General features: G+C 60.7%; 20 protein-coding genes. 10 read left to right on the forward strand and 10 right to left on the reverse strand.

Going from position 1 to position 21,312, the window contains the following annotated elements; translation table 11 throughout:
* The first annotated feature begins 57 nt into the window (after positions 1-57).
* A complete protein-coding gene (gene ubiE, locus ACR0JN_RS20105) occupies positions 58-810 on the forward strand; it encodes a bifunctional demethylmenaquinone methyltransferase/2-methoxy-6-polyprenyl-1,4-benzoquinol methylase UbiE (protein WP_480888275.1) in 753 nt (250 codons plus the stop codon).
* The gene (gene ubiB, locus ACR0JN_RS20110; protein ID WP_480888276.1) at positions 811-2,340 is read left to right on the forward strand and encodes a 2-polyprenylphenol 6-hydroxylase; all 1,530 of its coding nucleotides are present in this window, start codon (positions 811-813) and stop codon (positions 2,338-2,340) included.
* Between the two features lie 96 nt (positions 2,341-2,436).
* Here ubiB and ACR0JN_RS20115 read toward each other — a convergent pair whose 3' ends face one another.
* Positions 2,437-3,612 (reverse strand): acetyl-CoA C-acyltransferase family protein, encoded by a 1,176-nt coding sequence (locus ACR0JN_RS20115; RefSeq protein ID WP_480818677.1) that lies wholly within the window; start codon positions 3,610-3,612, stop codon positions 2,437-2,439.
* 115 nt (positions 3,613-3,727) lie between these two features.
* Here ACR0JN_RS20115 and ACR0JN_RS20120 point away from each other — a divergent pair, with 115 nt between their 5' ends.
* The 6 genes from ACR0JN_RS20120 to ACR0JN_RS20145 all read left to right on the forward strand — a co-directional run bounded on the left by ACR0JN_RS20120 (position 3,728) and on the right by ACR0JN_RS20145 (position 9,795).
* Positions 3,728-4,291, forward strand: a complete 564-nt coding sequence (locus ACR0JN_RS20120) for a helix-turn-helix domain-containing protein (protein WP_480818676.1) — start codon at positions 3,728-3,730, stop codon at positions 4,289-4,291.
* Between the two features lie 111 nt (positions 4,292-4,402).
* The gene (locus tag ACR0JN_RS20125) at positions 4,403-5,590 is read left to right on the forward strand and encodes a glycine C-acetyltransferase (RefSeq protein WP_480818675.1); all 1,188 of its coding nucleotides are present in this window, start codon (positions 4,403-4,405) and stop codon (positions 5,588-5,590) included.
* Positions 5,587-6,537, forward strand: coding sequence for a PLP-dependent cysteine synthase family protein (locus tag ACR0JN_RS20130; RefSeq protein ID WP_480888277.1), 951 nt, complete (start codon positions 5,587-5,589; stop codon positions 6,535-6,537). The genes ACR0JN_RS20125 and ACR0JN_RS20130 overlap by 4 nt, the downstream gene beginning before the upstream one ends.
* A gap of 19 nt (positions 6,538-6,556) precedes the next feature.
* Positions 6,557-7,585, forward strand: a complete 1,029-nt coding sequence (gene tdh / locus ACR0JN_RS20135; RefSeq protein WP_480888366.1) for an L-threonine 3-dehydrogenase — start codon at positions 6,557-6,559, stop codon at positions 7,583-7,585.
* Between the two features lie 62 nt (positions 7,586-7,647).
* A complete protein-coding gene (locus ACR0JN_RS20140) occupies positions 7,648-8,475 on the forward strand; it encodes an alpha/beta hydrolase (RefSeq protein WP_480888278.1) in 828 nt (275 codons plus the stop codon).
* Positions 8,476-8,604: 129 nt separating this feature from the next.
* The gene (locus ACR0JN_RS20145; RefSeq protein WP_480888279.1) at positions 8,605-9,795 is read left to right on the forward strand and encodes a S41 family peptidase; all 1,191 of its coding nucleotides are present in this window, start codon (positions 8,605-8,607) and stop codon (positions 9,793-9,795) included.
* A gap of 1,065 nt (positions 9,796-10,860) precedes the next feature.
* On the opposite strand, the gene infB is transcribed toward ACR0JN_RS20145, so the two are convergent.
* The 6 genes from infB to pip all read right to left on the reverse strand — a co-directional run bounded on the left by infB (position 10,861) and on the right by pip (position 18,151).
* On the reverse strand, positions 10,861-13,338 hold the full coding sequence (gene infB / locus ACR0JN_RS20150; protein WP_480888280.1) for a translation initiation factor IF-2: 2,478 nt from the start codon (positions 13,336-13,338) through the stop codon (positions 10,861-10,863).
* 8 nt (positions 13,339-13,346) lie between these two features.
* Positions 13,347-13,970, reverse strand: a complete 624-nt coding sequence (locus ACR0JN_RS20155) for an RNA-binding protein (protein ID WP_480818670.1) — start codon at positions 13,968-13,970, stop codon at positions 13,347-13,349.
* Positions 13,971-13,992: 22 nt separating this feature from the next.
* Positions 13,993-15,606, reverse strand: a complete 1,614-nt coding sequence (gene nusA, locus ACR0JN_RS20160) for a transcription termination factor NusA (protein WP_480888281.1) — start codon at positions 15,604-15,606, stop codon at positions 13,993-13,995.
* Positions 15,606-16,196: a ribosome maturation factor RimP gene (gene rimP / locus ACR0JN_RS20165; protein ID WP_480888282.1), complete on the reverse strand. Its 591-nt coding sequence runs from the start codon at positions 16,194-16,196 to the stop codon at positions 15,606-15,608. The genes nusA and rimP overlap by 1 nt, the downstream gene beginning before the upstream one ends.
* Before the next feature lie 159 nt (positions 16,197-16,355).
* Positions 16,356-17,177, reverse strand: a complete 822-nt coding sequence (locus ACR0JN_RS20170) for an ABC transporter substrate-binding protein (RefSeq protein WP_480888283.1) — start codon at positions 17,175-17,177, stop codon at positions 16,356-16,358.
* Entirely contained in the window at positions 17,174-18,151 is a 978-nt protein-coding gene (gene pip / locus ACR0JN_RS20175) for a prolyl aminopeptidase (RefSeq protein ID WP_480888285.1), read from the reverse strand. The genes ACR0JN_RS20170 and pip overlap by 4 nt, the downstream gene beginning before the upstream one ends.
* 49 nt (positions 18,152-18,200) lie before the next feature.
* Here pip and ubiG point away from each other — a divergent pair, with 49 nt between their 5' ends.
* Both ubiG and ACR0JN_RS20185 read left to right on the forward strand, forming a co-directional pair.
* A complete protein-coding gene (ubiG, locus tag ACR0JN_RS20180) occupies positions 18,201-18,947 on the forward strand; it encodes a bifunctional 2-polyprenyl-6-hydroxyphenol methylase/3-demethylubiquinol 3-O-methyltransferase UbiG (protein WP_480888286.1) in 747 nt (248 codons plus the stop codon).
* Positions 18,948-19,275: 328 nt separating this feature from the next.
* Complete coding sequence (locus ACR0JN_RS20185) at positions 19,276-19,593, forward strand: hypothetical protein (protein ID WP_480888288.1); 318 nt, start codon at positions 19,276-19,278, stop codon at positions 19,591-19,593.
* 140 nt (positions 19,594-19,733) lie between these two features.
* Here ACR0JN_RS20185 and ACR0JN_RS20190 read toward each other — a convergent pair whose 3' ends face one another.
* Genes ACR0JN_RS20190 through grxC form a run of 3 tightly spaced genes read right to left on the reverse strand, consistent with a single transcriptional unit; the run spans position 19,734 to position 21,277 of the window.
* Positions 19,734-20,174: a MarR family winged helix-turn-helix transcriptional regulator gene (locus tag ACR0JN_RS20190; RefSeq protein WP_480888289.1), complete on the reverse strand. Its 441-nt coding sequence runs from the start codon at positions 20,172-20,174 to the stop codon at positions 19,734-19,736.
* Between the two features lie 15 nt (positions 20,175-20,189).
* Positions 20,190-21,020, reverse strand: a complete 831-nt coding sequence (locus ACR0JN_RS20195) for a carbon-nitrogen hydrolase family protein (RefSeq protein ID WP_480888290.1) — start codon at positions 21,018-21,020, stop codon at positions 20,190-20,192.
* Positions 21,020-21,277 (reverse strand): glutaredoxin 3, encoded by a 258-nt coding sequence (gene grxC, locus ACR0JN_RS20200; RefSeq protein WP_480818944.1) that lies wholly within the window; start codon positions 21,275-21,277, stop codon positions 21,020-21,022. The genes ACR0JN_RS20195 and grxC overlap by 1 nt, the downstream gene beginning before the upstream one ends.
* Positions 21,278-21,312: the final 35 nt, after the last annotated feature.

Below are 21,312 nucleotides of genomic sequence, written 5' to 3' on the forward strand. Positions count from 1 at the left end.
TGTGCCCGCCTCTCATGGCCCTATAACAGAGGCGAAATTCGACGAACGGCAAGGCAAATGTCCGACACCAACGACAAGACCACTCATTTCGGGTTTGAAACCGTGCGCGAGACTGAAAAGGCCGGGCGCGTGCAGGGCGTGTTCAACTCGGTCGCCTCGAAATACGACGTGATGAACGATGTCATGTCGATGGGCATCCACCGGGTCTGGAAAGACGCGATGATGGATTGGCTGGCCCCGCGCCCCGGTCAGCGCCTGCTGGACGTCGCAGGGGGGACCGGAGACATTTCCTTCCGATTCCTCAAACGCGCGGGCCACGGCCACGCCACCGTTCTGGACCTGACCGAGCCCATGCTGGTCGAAGGCCGTCAGCGCGCCGAAGCCGACCAAATGGCCGACAGCCTGAACTGGGTGGTGGGCGACGCGATGTCCCTGCCCTTCGAGGACAACACATTCGACGTCTACACCATCTCGTTCGGCATCCGGAACGTCACCCGCCCGCAGGAGGCGCTGAACGAGGCTTACCGTGTGTTGAAACCCGGTGGCCGCCTGATGGTGCTGGAGTTCAGCCAATTGCCCAATGACGGGCTGCAAAAGCTCTATGATCTCTACAGCTTCAACGTCATCCCACGCATGGGCAAGCTGATCGCCAATGATTACGACAGCTATCAGTATCTGGTCGAATCGATCCGCAAGTTCCCCGATCAGGACACTTTCCTGTCGATGGTCCGCACCGCCGGATTCGAAAACGCCAAATACCGCAACCTGAGCATGGGAATCGCCGCGCTGCATTCCGGCTGGAAAATCTAGATGCGCGGCCCCCACAACATCATCCGCCTGATCCGCACGGGCGCCACTTTGGAGCGCACCGGTGCCATGAATGTGGTGCTGGATGCGTTCGAGGCCCCACGCGCCCTGCGCATCGTGGCGCATACCCTCGGCAAACCCTTCCAATGGCTGGGCTACAAGGGCGACCCCGAGATGCCACCCGCGACCCGCGCGCTGACCGCGCTGGGACCGGCCTATATCAAGTTCGGTCAGGTCCTCTCGACCCGCCCCGATGTGGTCGGCGACGAACTGGCGGCACAATTGCGGGTGCTGCAGGACAAGCTGCCCCCCTTTTCCAAGGCCGAAGCCATGGCCGAGGTCGAACGGGAACTGGGTCAGCCCGTCTCGGAAATCTTCAGCGATTTCAGCGAACCCATCGCTGCCGCCTCGATCGCGCAGGTGCACAAGGCCAAACTGACCAGCACTGGCGAGGATGTCGCCGTCAAAGTCCTGCGCCCCGGCATCGAACGCGCCTTCCGCAAGGACGTCGACGCCTTCTACTTCGCCGCCCGCATCGTCGCGCTGTGCGCCCCCGGCGCCCGCCGCCTGCGCCCGATGGAGGTGATCGAGCATTTCGACGGCGTCGTGCGCGGAGAACTCGACCTCCGCCTCGAAAGCGCCGCCGCGTCAGAATACGCCGCCAATACCAAGGATGACGCAGGTTTCTGGCTACCCCCCGTGGTCTGGTCCCTGTCCGCGCGCCGCGTGATGACCCTCAGCTGGGCCGATGGCATCCCGCTGGGCGACAACGATGCGCTTGACGCCGCAGGCCACAACCGCCGCGATCTGGCGGAACGCGTCCTGCGCCTGTTCCTGCTGCACGCCCTGCGCGACGGCTATTTCCATGCCGACATGCACCAGGGCAACCTCAAGGTCGCCGCGAACGGAGACATCATCGCCTATGACTACGGCATCATGGGCCATATCGACGAATACACCCGCCGGGTCTATGCCGAGATCCTCTTCGGCTTCATCCGACGCGACTATAAACGCGTGGCCGAGGTCCATTTTGAGGCCGGCTACGTCCCCGCCAATCAAGACGTAGACGAATTCGCACGCGCCCTGCGCGCGGTGGGCGAACCCATCTTCGGCATGGACGCCACCCATATCTCGATGGGCCGCCTGCTGAACTACCTGTTCGAAGTCACCGAACGCTTCGGCATGGAAACCCGCACCGAACTGATCCTGCTGCAACGCACGATGGTGGTGGTCGAAGGCGTCGCGCGCTCGCTCGACCCGCATATGAACATCTGGGAAGTCGCCCGCCCGGTGGTCGAGGATTACATCAAGCAATCCATCGGCCCCCGCGCCGCCCTGCGCGACTTCGGCAAAACCGCACTGGTGCTGGCCCGCTTCGGCCCCCGCCTGCCCGCACTGGTGGAAAACGCGCTGATCGCCCAGACCCAGAAAGACGACACGGATCAGTCCTTGCTCAGGTCCTCGGCCCTGCCCGCCGCCATCGGCGCAGCCGCAGGCGCGGCCATTGTTCTGATCCTGACAGCCCTCAGCTAGCCCCGATCCGCCCCTTCATCTGTCTGAAAAAATCCTCGGGGGGAATCGCGCCAGCGGCGCGATGGGGGGCAGACAGCCCCCCTGCAACGGTCCCGATCAGAGCCGCTCGATGGCAAGGGCAATCCCCTGACCGCCCCCGATGCACATGGTAATCAGGCCTTTCGACCCACCCGTGCGCTCCAGCTCATACAGTGCCTTCAGCGTGATGATCGCCCCCGTCGCACCAACCGGATGGCCCAGAGCGATCGCGCCGCCGTTGGGGTTCACCTTGCCCGCGTCCAGCCCAAGCTCCTTGTTCACGGCCAAAGCCTGCGCCGCGAAGGCTTCGTTGCTTTCGATCACGTCGAAATCGGCAATCGAAAGCCCCGTCTTGGCCAGCAGGTTCTGCACCGCCGGAACCGGACCGATCCCCATCACCTCGGGCCGCACGCCAGCATGGGCATAGCCCAAAATCCGCGCCTTGGGCTTCAGCCCCGCTTTCTCGGCCGCATCCGCCGTGGCCAGAACCATCGCGGCAGCCCCATCGTTGATACCCGAGGCGTTGCCCGCCGTCACACGACCCTCTTTCTTGAAGACCGGACGCAAGCCCGCCAGTGTCTCGGCGGTGGTGGCCTTGGGATGTTCGTCGACCTTGAAATCGACCATGTCGCGCCGGACCTTCACCTGAACCGGAGCGATCTGGCTGTCAAAATACCCAGCCTCGATTGCCGCAGCCGCGCGGGTCTGGCTGGTGACGGCAAAGGCGTCCATCTGTTCGCGCGTGATCTGATGCTCATCGGCGACGTTTTCGGCCGTGACACCCATATGACCGGTCCCGAAGGGGCAATTCAGCGCGCCAACCATCATGTCCAGCGAGGTGACATCCCCCATCTTGGCGCCCCAACGCGCCTGCGGCACAATGTAGGGCCCGCGCGACATGCTTTCCGCGCCACCCGCCAACGCGAATTCCGCATCCCCCAGCATCAGCGACTGCGCCGCCGAGACAATCGCCTGAGCGCCCGAACCGCACAGCCGGTTCACGTTCATCGCCGGGGTCTCATCGGACACGCCAGCCTGTTTCGCAGCGGCCCGTGACAGATACATATCGCGCGGTTCGGTGTTGATCACATGGCCAAAGACAACGTGGCCTATCTGTCCACCCTCGACACCTGAACGCTCTAGCGCAGCTTCGGTCGCTACGGTGGCAAGATCGATGGGGGCGGTCGATGCCAATGCACCTCCGAACGTCCCGATGGCGGTGCGGGCACCATCCAGAATCACTACGTCATTCATATCTCTCTCCTCCAGAATATGCGCGCATTATGCTCCTGCAGCATAGTCTGACTATTGGACTCACTGTCACGCCCGGAATTGACATCACATCCGGAAAGGCGCATGAGATTCCGTGATGACGGAAGACACAGACGATATCCTGACACGCCTGCCCGCCCGCCTGAAAGAGGCGCGCCGCGCCAAGGGGCTCTCGCTGGAAGCGGTGGCCAACCTCAGCGGCGTGTCCCGGTCGATGGTCAGCCAGATCGAGCGCGGCGAAAGCAGCCCGACGATCTCGACCCTGTGGAACCTGACCCGCGCGCTTCAGGTCGATTTTGCCGGACTGCTGGAAGACGGCGAAAACACCGACCGTATCGAAGTGTTGCGCAGCGCCGAGGTGCCCAGCATCGACAACATGGGCGAGAAATGCCGGATCCGCATCCTCTCTCCCCCGGAAGAAGCCGGCGGGCACGAGGTCTATGACATTCAGTTCGACGCCGGTGGGGCCCTGAACAGCCAGCCCCATGCACGCGGCGCGCGCGAGCAACTGACCGTGCTCGAGGGCGCGGTCCGCGTCACCTCGGGCACGGCGATCTCGGACCTTGGGCAGGGCGATACCGCACGCTATGCCGCCGATATCGCGCATTCCATATCAGCCGCCGAACCGGCGCGGGTATTCCTGATCGTCAAGAACGCCTGACATCAGCAGTATTCCACCTTCACGGATATTTTTCCTTCATATTGTAATTCTCCTATTTGGGAATTACGTCCGCTATGTTAGACACGCGACTCAGACAAACCGGAGACCGCCATGGCAGATGCATTCCTGTCCCACATCACGGACACCCTCGCCCAGATCGAAGCTGAAGGTCTGTATAAACGCGAGCGAATGATCACCTCGCCTCAGGGCGGTGAGATTACGGTGGGCGACCGGCAGGTCATCAACCTGTGCGCCAACAACTATCTGGGGCTGGCCGACCACCCAGCGTTGATCGACGCCGCCAAAGGCGCGATGGAGCCCAAGGGTTTCGGCATGGCCTCGGTCCGCTTCATCTGCGGCACGCAGGACATTCACCGCGAGTTGGAACAGAAGCTGGCCGCATTCCTGAACAAGGACGACGCGATCCTGTTCGCCGCTTGCTTTGACGCAAATGGCGGTCTGTTCGAACCGCTTCTGGGACCCGAAGATGCCATCATCTCGGACAGTCTGAACCACGCCTCGATTATCGACGGGGTGCGGCTGTGCAAGGCCAAGCGCTATCGTTACATGAACAATGACATGAACGATCTTGAGGCGTGGCTGAAACAGGCGCGCGAGGATGGCGCGCGGCACATCATGATCGCCACCGATGGTGTGTTTTCGATGGATGGCTATCTGGCCAACCTGCCAAAGATCCGGGAACTGGCCGACAAATATGACGCCATCGTCATGGTCGATGATTGCCACGCCACCGGCTTCATGGGGCCGAACGGGGCGGGCACGCCGGATCATTTCGGCGTCGATGTGGACATTCTGACGGGAACTTTGGGCAAGGCACTTGGGGGGGCAATCGGCGGCTATATCGCCGGGCCGCAGCCAGTGATCGACCTGCTGCGGCAGCGGGCGCGGCCCTATCTGTTCTCAAACTCGCTGCCGCCGTCCATCGTCGCCGCCGGTCTGGAAGCCATCCGGCTGGTGGAAGAGGGCGACATGCTGCGCGCGCAACTGTTCGGCAACGCCAAATACTGGCGCGCGGGACTGGAGAAACTGGGCTTTGACCTTCTGCCCGGCGAACACCCGATCATCCCGGTGATGCTGGGCGAGGCAACGGTGGCGCAGGAGATGGCGTCAAAACTGTTTGACGAGGGCGTCTATGTCTCGGGCTTTTTCTTCCCCGTTGTGCCCCGCGGCAAGGCCCGGATCAGAACGCAGATGAACGCGGCTTTGACCAAGGACGAATTGGACCGCGCGCTGGCGGCCTTTGGCAAGGTCGGCAAAGAGTTGGGGATAATCTCGTGATCCACCCCTCTGTCATCGAGGCCATTGAAAACACGCCTCTGGTCGAGTTGACCCGCATTTGTCAGTCGCTCGATCTTGAGGGCCGGATTCTGGCCAAGCTGGATTATCTGCTGCCCGGATTTTCCAAGAAGGACCGCGCGGCCCGCTCTATCATCGAACTGGCCCGTGCGGATGGCACGTTGTTACCGGGGCAGACCGTGGTCGAACTGACCTCGGGCAATATGGGAACCGGGCTGGCGATTGTCTGCGGTATTCTGGGCCACCCGTTTGTCGCCGTGATGAGCGCGGGAAACTCGGTCGAACGCGCCCGCATGATGCGGGCCTTGGGGGCCGAGGTCATCATCGTCCCGCAAGCCGAGGGCAGCAGGCCGGGCGAGGTTTCGGGGGCCGATCTGGCGCTGGTCGACGAGGCCGCCCAACGCATCACAACGGAACGCAATGCGTTTCGCGCAGATCAGTTCGGACATTCGGGCAACCCGAAAGCACACGCCACCGGCACGGGCCCCGAAATCTGGGAGCAATCCGGTGGGTCCGTAACAGCGTTCTGTGACTTCGCCGGGTCCGGTGGCACCTTGGCCGGGGCAGCCGAATACCTCGGCCCGCTGGGCGTGCGCTGCTATGCCGTTGAACCCGAAGGCGCGCGCGCAATTGCCGGAGACACGGTCAGCACCCCCGATCACCCGATTCAGGGGGGCGGTTACGCGATAAGTGATCTGGTACATCTGAGCGGGACGACTCTGAACGGTCACTTGGCGGTATCCGGAAAAGCAGCGCGGGACTGCGCCCGGCTACTGGCACGAACCGAAGGGATTTTCGCCGGTTATTCGGCCGGGGCAAATCTTGCCGCCGCCATTGATCTTTTACGTGGCCCCGAAAAGGGCGGCTGCATCGCAATTGTCATGTGCGACAGCGGCCTGAAATACCTGTCCACCGATTTGTGGGAGTAAACCTATGCGACCCAACACCATGAAAGCGCTGGAAAAATCGAAACCCGAGGAAGGCCTGTGGATGATACAGGCCCCGGTGCCCGAGATCGGCCCGGATGAGGTCCTGATCCGCGTCAACAAGACCGGCATCTGCGGTACGGATATCCATATCTGGAACTGGGATGAGTGGGCCGCCGCCACGGTTCCGGTACCGATGATCACCGGCCACGAGTTTGCCGGAGAGATCGTCGAGATCGGGCGCAATGTGACCGGCCTGGATGTCGGGCAGCGCTGCTCGGGCGAAGGGCACCTGATCGGCACCGACAGCCGCCAAAGCCGCGCTGGCAAGTTCCATCTGGACCCGGGCACGCGCGGGATTGGCGTGAACGAACAGGGGGCCTTTGCCCAATACCTGAAACTGCCCGCCTTCAACGTGGTCCCCCTGCCCGATGATGTCCCGGATGAGATCGGAGCGATCCTCGACCCGCTAGGCAATGCCGTTCACACCGCGCTCAGCTTTGATCTGCTGGGTGAGGATGTGCTGATCACCGGCGCGGGCCCCATCGGCATCATGGCCGCCGCCGTCGCCCGCCATGCCGGTGCACGGCATGTGGTGATCACCGATATCAACCCCGACCGCCTGAAACTGGCCGAACATGTGGTGCCGACGGTGCGCACGGTCGATGTCTCGAAAGAAGATCTGCAGGATGTCATCACCGAACTGGGTATGTCTCAGGGCTTTGATGTGGGGCTCGAGATGTCAGGCTCGCAAATCGCGCTGGACCAGATGGTCGAGGCGCTGGTGATGGGCGGCAAGATCGCCTTGCTGGGGATACCCCCCGGCAAATCCCCGGTCGACTGGTCGCGCATCGTGTTCAAGGCGATCACCATCAAAGGCGTCTATGGCCGCGAGATGTTCGAGACCTGGTACAAGATGATCGCTATGTTGCAGAACGGTCTGGATGTCAGCCGGGTGATCACCCATCAGATGAAGGTGGATGACTTCGCCAAAGGGTTTGCTGCGATGAAATCCGGCCAATCCGGCAAGGTTGTGCTGGACTGGACCTGAAAGCGGTTGATTTCGCGCACGGGCTGCACAAGGAATACCCTATCGGAAAAAGAGGGCGTTCCATGCTGTATCGCGGATTTTCACAGGACGAGTTGGATCAGGAATATTCGCCCCGGTCCATGATCGGCGGCGACCTGACGCCCTATATCGACAGCTACGCCGCGCTCAGCGCGCAGCACCGCGCGCAGATGACCTGCCATGAGAATCTGGCCTATGGCGACAGTTCCGCGCAGGTGCTGGATTTCTTTCCGGCCAAAGGCGCGGGCGCGCCGCTGCATGTCTTTATTCACGGCGGGTACTGGCAGGCCCTCAGCCAGCGCGAGTCGGCGATGATGGCCCCGGCACTGATCGAGGCCGAGCACTCCTTTGCCACCCTGAACTACACGCTCGCCCCCGATGCGCGCATTGGGGACATGGTCGCGGAATGCCGTGATGCGCTGCTGTGGCTGGCCTCGCAGGCGGGTGCGCTGGGGTTCGACCCCTCACGGATCACCCTGTCGGGCCACAGCGCAGGTGCGCATCTTGTGGCGATGGTCATGGCGACCTCGGCGGATGCGCTGGCGCGGGCCGGCTTGCGCGTGCGCGATGTCATTCTGATCAGCGGGGTCTACGATCTGGAACCGATCAGCCTGACCCCGGTCAACGACCCGCTGCAACTGACGCCTGTCGAGGTCCACGACCTGTCCCCCAACCTGCACCTGCCCGCCCCCGGCCCGCGCTATCGCGTAACCGTGGCCGAGCGCGACACGCCCGAATTCGTCCGCCAGAGTCGGGATTACGCAGAACGGCTGCGCAAGGGCGGACACTCGCTCAGTTTCGATCTGCAAAAGGGGATGCAGCATTTCGATATCATCATGCATCCGGCGACGTTTTTGCCTGCATCGCAGTAGCCGTAAGTGTTGAACGCCCCACAAGGCTGACATTTGCATCGCAACCAACCGGGCGTTTGTGGCTGAAGCAAGAAGACCCGGTTCCAGCCCAATCTGGACATTGACGTTGGGCTATGCGCACCTTGAATCATGTCGCTGACGGAAGACCTGAAGCAAATTCTGGAAACTGCGCTGCCAACCGATCCCAGCTTTCGGCGGATCGAAAAAGCCGTGATAGACAACTGCATTGAGGACTGCCGACGATACGCGTTGGAGGGCGCCACCGAAGCCTTTCTGTTATCCGCAATGCGCCTGTTGGCCCTTCCCGAGAATGGGCACACACGCCTGATCCCGAATGATGCGATCTCGGTGGTACCGCTGAGGTTCGTGAGCGTGGGGCAATCCGTGCACCTCATTGGTACAGCACCAGGGGTAACTGCACCGCAAGGCGAGTTGATCGCAGTAAACGGCGCAGCCTTGAGCCAAATCGAAGCCGCTGCGGTGAAATTACTGGCGGGAACGCGCCAAAGGAAACGGGTCATCGGACCGATCCTTTTGGCTTGGCCTTACGCTTTGAAACATTTGGGGTTTTCTTCAGACGACGGTACGACCGAGTATCATGTGCGGGACAAAAACGGACAGATAACCAATCTGACAGTGGCAAATGGAAATACTGTTCCTGCATCGACGCTCTACCCAAGAAATGAGCACGGCAAGGCTGATCCAACCTGGGAGCCCAGGACCTTTGTGGAAATGCACGACTGGCAGGAGCTTGGGCTATCAATAGCTTTACCAAGCTTCTCTGATCCTAGTGAGAACGCACTGCCTAAAGCCATCTCAGATGCCGCGTCCTGCGTGCGCGCTTGCTCGCACAAAACACTCTTGATTGACGTTCGCGGAAATACTGGCGGCGATTTTCTTCTAACGATGCCCCTGATCGACGCGATCGCGCAAAGCGCAAGTCAGCAGGTTGTTGTGCTTGTCGATAAGTTCACGTTTTCCGCAGCGATCGTGTTTGTGGCCATCCTTAAACATCGTTTGGGGAACAGGCTCAAACTCATCGGCGAAGAAATGGGCGACGGGTTGACGTTCTTTGCCGAGGGCGGGCTGCTCGATTTGCCGACGAGCGGAGCAGTCGTTCGATACTCATCAGCCTTTCACGATTGGAAGAATGGAACGTCCGACGAAACCACACCGCCCGAGATCGCGCGGCAAATCGTACCCGCAGGGGTGCTGAACTTGGATCGGGAGTTGGTTGTAAGTCCTGCGGGTGGGGATGCGCAAGGCACGTTCTATAAACGCGTTCTCAAAGGGGTGAATGACTGGACAAACGGTCGGTGAGTCCTGATCGGCTTTTCGACCGCGTAGTTTGGACGCGATGGCCAACTCCGGGTATTGAGTTGACAGCCCAAAAACTGCCGCATTTCTCCGATACCCGCGTTAGAGATACTAATTTAATTCGATGGGTCCAAAAGCCTGTCGGTAGACATACTTGGAGAACACGATGTGTGGATATTGCGCACGGGAATTGAACCCTGAACTCATCGCCAGATTGAGAAACGAACTTCCCGACACTACTGCCGCCACCGTTGATGCTAACAATTCCGGAAACGCCGCTTTGGTGAACGCGGAAGCCGTCGTTGCCAGTGGCGGTTTCCAATTGCAGGATGAGGGGATTTCATTCCGACCAGCCGTAGCGGGACCCTCTGCAAATAAGCTGGCCGACAACGACGCATTTGTTTTTGACACTCCTAAGCTGGTCGCCGGAAATGGCTCATTGACCAGTTGGTTGGAACTCAGGCTATCGAACTTGACGGAACAGGAGGTCCCGTCAATGTCCCTGCCAACTACAGACACACCTGAAACTGCGTTCTGGACGTATCAAGCGCCCCTCTCAATAGAGGATTGGCTTTTCTAGGGCGGATTTTAACCAAAAGATGTGAGCCTGTCGGTCAAAGGTGATACCTGGAAATCGTGTGCTTAAACAAGTGCGACGGGCTTCATGTTATGTTGAAACAGCTCAAATCGATAGGTGTCCTGAGGACAAGGCAGATTTCTCGAACCACTCAGAATGCACGTGCCGATAAAGAAGCTGCCTCGAAAACCGTGGCGACTTCGATCAATTGTGAACATCTTGTGGTCTAGTTCTAGTTTCTGGAAAGCCACTAAAAAAGAACTCAAGAGCCCCAAGAGCAGCCGTTCGATTAAGAATAACGAATAGCTTCCTTAGGCCGCGCATACGAAGTTAAATCGGACCGACCGCATAATTGGCATAAGCCGGTAAGACGCGCGGTACCACTTGGATTCAGAAAACATCGCACATCCAGCCGAAGGCCAGCGACCTTCCCCAAGAAAAAACAGCGGCCCCGATGGAACCGCTGTTTTCAATCTCTATTCGGATCCGGATCAGTCCAGTGTCCGCGTAACCTCTTCGCGCTCGAAGATTTCGATTACGTCGCCTTGACGGATATCATCGTAGTTCTCGAACGCCATACCGCATTCCTGACCTGACTGAACCTCGGCCACTTCGTCTTTGAAGCGTTTCAGCGTCTTCAGCGTGCCTTCGTGGATCACCACGTTGTCACGCAGCAGGCGGACGCCAGCCGAGCGGCGGGCAACGCCTTCGGTGACCAGACAGCCGGCTACCTTGCCGACACCGGTGACCTTGAAGACTTCGCGGATTTCGGCGTAGCCGATGAACTTTTCGCGGATTTCGGCGCTCAGCAGGCCCGATGCGGCGGCTTTCACGTCGTCCACCAGGTCATAGATCACCGAATAATAGCGGATCTCGACACCCTTCTGGTTCGCCGTGTTCCGGGCCGAGGCATTTGCACGGACGTTAAAGCCCATGACCGGCGCCCCCGAGGCTTCGGCAAGGCCGATATCCGTCTCGGTAATCGCACCCACGCCCGAATGCAGCACGCGCACACGTACTTCATCGTTACCGATCTTCTCCATCGCCTGAACAATGGCTTCGGCGGAACCCTGCACGTCGGCTTTGACGAGAATCGGCAGCTCGGCCACATTCTCGTCTTCCTTGGCCTTCTGCATCAGCTGCTCAAGGGTGGTCGCGGCACCGGCGGCGGCGCGTTTGTCCTTGGCGGCTTGCTCACGATAGGCAGCAATCTCACGGGCCTGCGCTTCGGTCTCGGTTACGTTGAGAACGTCACCGGCTTCGGGCGTACCATTCAGGCCCAGAACCTCGACCGGAACCGAGGGGCCAGCTTCCTTCACGCGATCACCCTTGTCGTTGATCAGAGCACGGACCTTACCGTACTGCTCACCCACAACGAAGATATCGCCCTGACGCAGCGTTCCGTTCTGAACCAGAACGGTTGCGACAGGACCACGACCCACATCCAGCTGCGCCTCGATCACGGCACCCTGGGCGGCGCGGTCGGGGTTGGCCTTCAGTTCCAGAATCTCGGCCTGCAGCGCGATGGCTTCCAGCAGTTCGTCTAGGCCCTGACCGGTCATGGCCGAAACTTCGACGTCCTGAACTTCACCGGACATTTTCTCGACGATCACCTCATGCTGCAGCAGATCGGTGCGGACTTTGTCGGGGTTCGCCTCGGGCTTGTCGATCTTGTTGATCGCCACGATCATCGGCACCTGAGCCGCCTTGGCGTGGTTGATCGCCTCGATCGTCTGCGGCATCACGGCGTCGTCAGCCGCAACAACCAGAACCACGATATCCGTGACCTGAGCACCGCGAGAGCGCATCGACGTAAACGCCGCGTGGCCCGGGGTATCCAGGAAGGTCAGCGTGGTACCGCCATCGGTTTTCACCTGATAGGCGCCGATATGCTGGGTGATGCCACCGGCCTCACCTGCCACAACGCGCGCGTCGCGGATTGCATCCAGCAACGAGGTCTTACCGTGGTCAACGTGACCCATGATGGTGATGACCGGCGGACGCGGCTGCAGGTCGTCATCGCTGTCTTCGACCTCTTTGATGACGTCTTCAACATCCGAATCGGATACGCGGGTGACCTTGTGACCAAATTCTTCGATGATCAGCTCGGCGGTGTCGGCGTCGATGGTCTGGTTCTGCGTGACCATCATGCCCATCTGCATCAGCGATTTGACCACGTCAGCTACACGCTCGGCCATACGGTTGGCCAATTCCGAGACCATGATCGCCTCGGGCAGTTGCACGTCGCGGATCACCTTTTCCCGTTCAACCGGAGCACCCATGGCTTTCTGGCGCGCACGCTCCTGCTTGCGCTTCATTGCAGCCATCGAGCGCTGACGGTTGCCCTCACCACCGGTGGCCTGGCCCAGTGTCAGCTTGCCCGAGCGACGATTGTCGTCGCGGCCTTTGCCACGACCACGCTGCTCGCGTTCGCGGTCCTGCTTGCGCGGGGCTGCGGCGGGCGCGGGTTTGTTGGCCGGTCCACGGGCTGCTTTGGGTTCTTCTGACGGGGCCGGTGCTGCAGCAGCGCGTTTGGCGGCTTCTTCTGCCTCAACGCGCTTGCGTTCTTCCTCTTCGGCCTTGGCACGAGCCTTTTCTTCGGCTTCCCGCTGCTCGCGTTCCTTGGCCTCTTGTTCGGCACGGCGGCGGGCGCGTTCTTCTTCACGCGCCTTTTCCTGTGCCTCGCGTGCGGCAGCCTCTTCGGCCTCGCGCGCTTTGGCCGCCTGCAACGCCTTCATCCGGCGCGCCATTTCCGCGTCAGAGATCCCCGCAGGACGACGCGACGGATCACCCGAAGGCGCAGCCCCGCCGCTTGGCTTGGCCGCACCCGGCTTGGGAACCACCACGCGTTTGCGTTTGGTTTCCACCACGACATTCTTGGTGCGTCCGTGGCTGAAACTCTGTTTCACATTTCCGGGGCGTGCCCCGCCACGAAGACCCAATGTCTTTTTGCCGTCAGTATCGCTCATAAAGCTTCTTACCCTTCCGCGCGGCCCCTGCCGCCGTCATCCGTTTCGCGCAAGCCACGCAGGCGCTGCGCTTCCTCTACAACACGTTTGGCGAGTCCGCCAGAGGCCAAGGCCGCATGAATCACGGTTTGGCGCCCAAATGCCGCCCCAAGCTCGTCCGCCGTCAGCCAGCCGATGTATTTGCCGAAGTGCGGCGTGCTGAGTTTCGACTTGCCGCGCCCCGACCCATCGCTGGCCTGAATCAGCACGCTTGCCTCTTCCCGGTCCAGCCACGTCTTGACCTTTTCATACCCGGCGACCGCGTCACCGGACTTGCGCGCCAGGCTGAGCAATTCAACGACACGGCGCGCGATCTGTTTTTCGACCTCGTCGGTCAGGTCCTTCGACGCGCTCACCTGCGCCTTGAACCCGCGCGAGAACAGTTTCTTGCCAACGGCCTTGTCCAGCGCGGCGCGATCCGCTGCCACATAAACCCCACGCCCCGGCAGTTTCGCCGCGACATCCGGGTAGACCTGACCATCCGGCCCCGTCACAAAGCGGATCAGCCCGTATTTGGGCTGAACCTCGCCGGTGGCAATGCACTTGCGCTCAGGCCCTTCCGACCGATCCTTATGGACGCCACCGCGACCCATGTCAGCCACCCGAGGCCTGAGATCAGGCCTCGACCTCCTCGTCGGTCGCTTCGTCGTCTTCTTCGGCCTGCTCCAGTTCAGCCGGATCAACCCAGCCCAGCATGATACGGGCGGTCATGACCAGATCCTGAGCCTCTTCCAGCGTCACGCCGAAAGGTTCCAGAACACCGTCATCCTTGATGCGTTCGCCGTCGACCGTGGTCCAGCCACCGGCCAGTTCCCAGTCGGCACAGGTTGCGAAGTCTTCCAGCGTCTTCACATCGTCCTTGGCCAGCGCCTCTACCATCTGGGGTGAGAGGCCTTCGAATTCAATGAGGCTGTCCTCGACGCCCAGCGCACGGGCAGCGTCCAAGGCCGCCTTGGCCTGCGCCTCGAGGAATTCGCGCGCGCGGGTCTGCAGTTCCTGCGCGGTGCCTTCGTCCACACCGTCGATGACCAGCAGCTCGTCGATCTCGACGTAAGCGACTTCTTCAAGGTTGGTGAAGCCTTCCGAGACCAGCAGCTGCGCAAAGAACTCGTCCAGATCCAGCGTCTCCATGAACAGCTGGGTGCGGGCTTCGAATTCCTTCTGGCGACGGGCCGATTCTTCGGCCTCGGTCATGATGTCGATGTCCAGACCGGTCAACTGGCTGGCCAGACGCACGTTCTGACCGCGGCGACCGATTGCCAGCGAGAGTTGCTCCTCGGGCACCACAACTTCGATCTTGCCGGCTTCTTCGTCCAGAACCACCTTGGAGACCTCGGCAGGCTGCAGCGCGTTCACCAGGAAGGTCGGCTGATCTTCGTTCCACGGGATGATGTCGATCTTTTCGCCCTGCAGCTCGTTCACAACGGCTTGCACGCGGCTACCGCGCATACCGACGCAGGCGCCGACGGGATCAATCGAACCATCGTAAGAAATCACGGCAATCTTCGCGCGCGAGCCGGGGTCACGGGCCACGGCCTTGACCTCGATGATGCCGTCATAGATTTCCGGCACTTCCATCTTGAACAGCTCGGCCATGAATTCCGGCGCGGTGCGCGACAGGAAGATCTGGTGGCCACGAACCTCGCGACGCACTTCCTTGATATAGGCGCGCACGCGGTCGTTGGGGCGATAGCTTTCGCGGCCGATCTTGTCGTTGCGGCGCAGAACGGCCTCGGCCCCGCCCAGATCGACGATGACGTTGCCAAACTCTTCGCGTTTGACCGCACCGTTGATGATGGTGCCTGCGCGATCCTTGAATTCTTCGTACTGACGATCCCGCTCGGCTTCGCGCACCTTCTGCAGGATCACCTGCTTGGCGGATTGCGCCGCGATACGGCCCATTTCAACCGGAGGAACTTCTTCCACGAAGACATCACCGACCTCGGGGTTTTCCATGTATTGCTTGGCCTGTTCGACAGTGAACTCGGCCTGATAGTTCTCAAGCTCCTCATCCTCGACCACGGTGCGGACGCGCGTGAATGTCGCCTTGCCGGTCTTGCGGTCGATGGACACGCGGATGTCCATTTCCGCTCCGTAACGGCTCTTGGCGGCGCGGGCGAGCGATTCCTCCATCGCTTCGACAACCAGACCGGGGTCGATCATCTTTTCGCGGGCCACGGCCTCGGCGGTCTGCAGCAGCTCCAGCTGGTTGGCTGAGGTGATTGCCATCAGTTCGTCTCCTCTTCGGACCCTTCGGTCTCAATCTCGTCGAAAGCGTTTTCGTTTAAGGATCCAGCGTCTTTGCGCTGGCGCAACATTTCCTTGATCAGATCATCGGTCAGCACCAGCTTGGCGTCGCTCAGCCAGTCGAATTGCAGACCGATGGTGATCGTCTCATCCCCCTCGGGGATATTGATCAGAACCTCGTCCCCTTCGATCCCGGCCAGCTCACCCTTGAACCGGCGGCGGCCGTCGATCAGCTCAGCGGTCTCGATCTTGGCCTCATACCCTTCGAACGTCTCAAAATCTTTGAGGCGGGTCAAAGGACGATCGATACCGGGGCTGGAGACCTCAAGCGTATAGGCATCCAAAATCGGGTCTTCGACATCCAAAGTGGCGCTGACCGCGTTGGAAATCTCGGCGCAATCATCCACTTCGATGCCGCCATCGGGCTTGTCGGCCATGATCTGCATCGTGGTGGTCTTGCCACTCATCAGGCGGATGCGGACAAGCTCATACCCCAGATCCTCGATCACGGGAGTAATGATCTCGGCCAGTCGCCGGTCGATGGCAGCTTTGGCTATCAGGTCGTTTGTCATTCGGGTCTCTACCCTTCAATCGGGCACAAAAAAACGGGCGCGCGGCCCGTGAAAACTTCCGGTGGAGCCTTGAACCAGAGGTTCAACGCGCCGCTGTTGGAGATGCATATACGCAGGAGTTTCCGAGTCTGCAACCCCCGGCGCAAATCGTGATCAGACTTAGGCGATCCACCACCGTTCGGCGATCCGCCCATCATCCAATATCTGACCCCGTCCGATCTGGCGCGGCATGCCCACTTGGGGCGCAACCGCCAGTGACATCTCTGTCTCGGACGGGTGATACCGCAATCCGCGGATACGGCGCATGTCATCGGGGTTCGGCAAGGCGGCCACATCCACATAGCCGTCGCGCAGCGCCTCGGCCCGGACACGGGCATCCGGGATCACGATGATCTCAATCGCGTCGACCCAGCCCGCCTGACCGGTTTTGTAGTGATCCGCAACGCGCCGCCCCAGAAAATGCCGCCCGTCCTCGGCGCGCTCCACCTTGTAACAGCCGGTGCCATTCGCGGCGTTCAGCGGCGTTACGTCCTGTCCGTCGCGCGTGATGACAAAACGGCTGTCGGCCAACAGGAACGGCAGACCCGGATTGGCCTTTGCAAGGTCCAGACGCAGGCGGTTGGGGCCCAGCGCCTCAGCCCGACCAAAACTCGACAACACGGCGTGGACGTCCTGCACCTCCAGCGCGGTGCCGTCGTGGAACACAACGTCGGGGCGCAGGTCAAAGGTCCAGACCCTCGCGTTGGCATCGGTCTGCCAGCCGGTCGCCAGTTCGCCGTGCAGGGTCCCGTCGGGGGCAATCTCGGTCAGAGTATCGAACACGGCCCCTCGCGCGACCTGTTCCAGACTGTCATCGCGCGGCACGGCCAAACGCAGCACGCCACCCGTTTTCGGAGTATCCGCCAACGACGCGCCCGTCGCCGCCAGCAGCGCAGCAGCGGCACCCGAGGCGAACAGCGCACGGCGGTCCATACGTGTCATGCCACCCCCTCGGCCACGCGGTCCATGATCCGCACCAGTTCCGCACTGATGCCCGGTTCGGACAGCGCATGGCCTGCGTTGCGCACCATTTTAAGTTCCGCATTGGGCCAGCGTTCCGACAAGGCCCACGCGGCTTGCGGTGGGCAGATCATGTCATAGCGACCCTGCACGATATGGCCGGGGATATGCGCGATCTTGTCCATCTGATCCAGAATCTGGCCGTCTTTCTCAAGGAAACCGCTGTTGATGAAATAGTGATTCTCGAGCCGCGCAAAGGCCCGCGCATATTCGCCGGGGCTTTCTCCGGTCGATCCGCTGGAATGGATCGAGGCCAGCGCGTTTTCCCAACTGGACCACGCCCGCGCATAGAGGATCTCGGTCGCGCGATCTCCTGAGAATAGCCGTTTGTTATAGGCGCGAATAGTGTCGGACAGTTCGTCCTCGGTCAGCAGGGCGGTGAATTTCGACCACTGCTCGGGCCAGAACTTGCCCGCGCCCCCGCCATAGAACCAGTCCAGCTCTGCCTGCGTCATCAGGAAGACGCCGCGCAGAACCAGACGGTTGACGCGGTCGGGATGGGTTTGCGCGTAGATCAGCGCCAGCGTCGCGCCCCAACTTCCGCCGAACACGATCCAGTCCTCAATATCCAGCAGCGTCCGCAGCCGTTCGATATCGGCGACCAGATGCCACGTGGTGTTGTCCTCGACCGCCGCATGAGGGCGTGATCTGCCGCATCCGCGCTGGTCAAACAGAATCACCCGGTAAACCTCGGGGTCGAAATAGCGCCGCATCGCGGGGCTGCAGCCGCCGCCCGGACCGCCATGCAGGATCACCACCGGTACCCCGTCCGGATTGCCGCATTGTTCCATGTAGATGCGATGCCCGTCGCCCACATCCACCATGCGCTGATCGAACGGGTCGATCGGCGGGTAAAGATATTGAACTGCGCGCTTTTGGTCCGGGTACTTGTCCATTATGGCCCTATATAGTGCTTAAAACGTAAAAGAGCATACGGAGACAGGAATGCAAGCGCATCCGAACACGGTGGACCCGTCAGAGATCGCAAAATTCGAGGCGATGGCAGCCGAATGGTGGGATCCTCACGGAAAATTCAAGCCGCTGCATATGCTGAACCCCTGCCGTCTGGATTACATCACCCAGCAGATCGCCGGGGAATTTGACCGCGATCTGACCGTTTCGCGCCCGTTCGAGGGCCTGCGCTTGCTGGATATCGGCTGCGGCGGCGGGCTGCTGAGCGAACCTATGGCCCGCCTTGGGGCCGAGGTGGTCGGCGCCGACGCCGCTGAGCGCAACCTGCCCGTCGCCCGCATCCATGCCGAGCAATCGGGGCTGCAGATCGACTATCGCCACACCACCGCCGAGGACATGGCCGCCGCTGGCGAGCAGTTCGACGTGGTGCTGAACATGGAGGTGGTCGAGCATGTGGCCGACCCCCTCGGCTATCTCACCGCGACACAACAATTGCTGAAACCCGGCGGGCTGCAAGTGTGTTCCACCATCAACCGCAACCCGAAATCCTACGCGATGGCCATTTTCGGAGCCGAGGTCGTCATGCGCTGGCTCCCGCGCGGCACCCATGAATGGAACAAGTTCATCACCCCGGATGAGCTGTTCGACCTGCTGCGCCAAGCCGGGCTGGAGCCGGTGGACCGCAAGGGCTTCGTGTTCAACCCGATCCTGTGGAGCTGGTCGATCTCGGACCGGGATCTGAGCGTGAATTATGTGACGGCGAGTGTGAAATCGGGGTGAGTCTCTCTAAAAGAGCGACGTAAAAACCGCTTAAGCTCTGTTATGACACGCTTTGAATCTTGCCGATTGCAATCGTTGATGTGATATTAAACCCCCAAAATTTGGTAGCACCCAGTAGCTAATTTGACACTACATCGATCAGTGGGAAAAAATGATTGGAAAATGCCTAAAGAGAAAAGCCAGCTGTTTGGCTGGGTTTATGATCATCGCGGTTTTAGGAGCATGCGCCTCTTCGTCCACAACACAACTCGCTCAAAATATCGTAAGGATTGATGCTAGCACCGCACCAGCCTGTGGCTCAGCAGGCGCACGAAAACTGGTTACTAGAATGGCCGCAGTTGAAACCATCCGCCTCGGTTACGATAAGTATCTTATCGCAGCAATGGATTCCGAGAACAATATTCGCGTCGTTGGTGCAAACTACAGCTCAACCGGGACATTCAGCACCTACGGAAATACAGGAACCTACTCGGGATATACGAGCGCCACACCAATAATCGCTGGCTCTCGGGATGCCGCAATTGTGGCCGTCATGTTCAGAGCAAATGACCCTGAGGCGACAAACGCGATTGACGCACGGGCGGCCTTAGGGGCCGAATGGCAGGAAATTGTGGCTAAAGGCGCGCCCAATACTTGTCTTGAGTGATAGCTTTTGCGCTGAAACCTTTGTTTGACGTTATTTCTGAGCATATACTTTGACATAATGTGACGAAGGGCCATTCGATCAAACTCTAATCGCCGGAGATCGGTCACTAAATCCAGAATAGCAACGAAACCTCAGCCCAACTACTCCCCCTCCAACTGCAACCGCAAATCCCGCAACACCGGCAGAGTACTCCGCACCCGCTCCAGCCCCAGTTCTCCGACCACGCGGTTGATCAACGGCGCAATAGAGGAAATCGCCTGATCGCGCGCGCGGCGACCGGCGGGGCTGATGGCGACCATCTTGCGGCGGGCGTCGTCCCAGTCGGGGCGGATGTGGATGTATCCGGCCCATTCCAGCTTGGCCAAGGTGTTGGTCATTGCTCCGCGCGTGACGTGGAAGGTGCTGGCCAGTTGCGCCGGGGTGCGCTCGTCGCCGACGTACACAAGGTGGTTCAGCACCGAGAAATGCGAGATTTCCATGCCCTTGGGCAGCACCCGGCTCAGCCGGTTGCGCAGCAGTTGGTCAGCGGTCAGGATCTCGCTGAACAGCGTGACCGCAAGGGCATTTTTTTCGTCCGCCATCAGTCCGGTTCTGGATCAGGGCCCCTCGAAAGGCCGTAGGTGCGTCAATGAGGGCACGCGGCGGCGTGCCTCGGACACAGAACTATCATCCAAATCGAAAATGTGAATGCCCGGATCGGTACCTGCGTCGATCAGCACCTCTCCCCACGGGGCGACAACCGTGCTGTGACCGTGGGTGTAGCGTGTTTTGCCGCGCGTTTTAGGGTGCTCTCCAGTCTGGGCGGGGGCCAGCACCCAACAACCGGTCTCAATCGCCCGCGCGCGTAGCAGAGATTGCCAATGCGCCGCGCCGGTCACGGGCGAAAACGCCGCCGGGACGGTCAAGATCTGCGCACCCGCCTGCGCCAGCGCGGCGTAGAGATGCGGAAAGCGGATATCGTAACAGATGGTCAGACCAACCTTGCCAAAATCGGTCTGCGCAATCACGGCCCGGTCGCCGGGGCGGTAGTTTTTCGATTCGCGGAAGGTCTCGGTCTCGGTGACCTGCACGTCGAACATATGGATCTTGTCATAGCGCGCCACGATCTGCCCCTGCGGGTTGATCATGAAGGACCGGTTGGCAAAGCGCCCATCGGCGTCGTGGGTCTTGATCGCCAGCGACCCGATCAGCAGCCACACACCCAGCGCGGCGGCCTGTTCCCGCAGGCCCGCCAGTGTGATGTCGTCTTCTTCATGCTGCAGAACTGCGCGCTGCCGCGTGGTCGAGGTTGAGACGCAATTCGTCACCTCTGGCGTCAGAATGAACCGCGCCCCCTGATCCGCCGCATCGGCCATCAGGGTACGCACCATGTCCAGATTTTCAGGCGGGTCGTCCGACGAGGTGATCTGCAGCAGCGCCGTTCTCATCAGGCCGCCAGCAGACGATCCAGCTTGCCCTGACGGTCCAGCTCATACAGCTCGTCGCAACCGCCGACGTGATCCGGGCCGATGAAGATTTGCGGCACGGTGCGTTTGCCCCCTGCGCGCTTGATCATTTCGGGTTTGCGTTTGGGGTGCAGGAATACGTCGATCTCCTTGTACTCGACGCCTTTCTGTTTCAGCAGCCGTTTGGCCGCGTGACAATATCCGCATAGCGGAGAGGTGTAGATTTCTACCGGTTTCATATTCCGTCCCTTCGGGTTTCGCGTGATCTTCCGCG

This window comes from Ruegeria sp. G12, assembly GCF_056533565.1.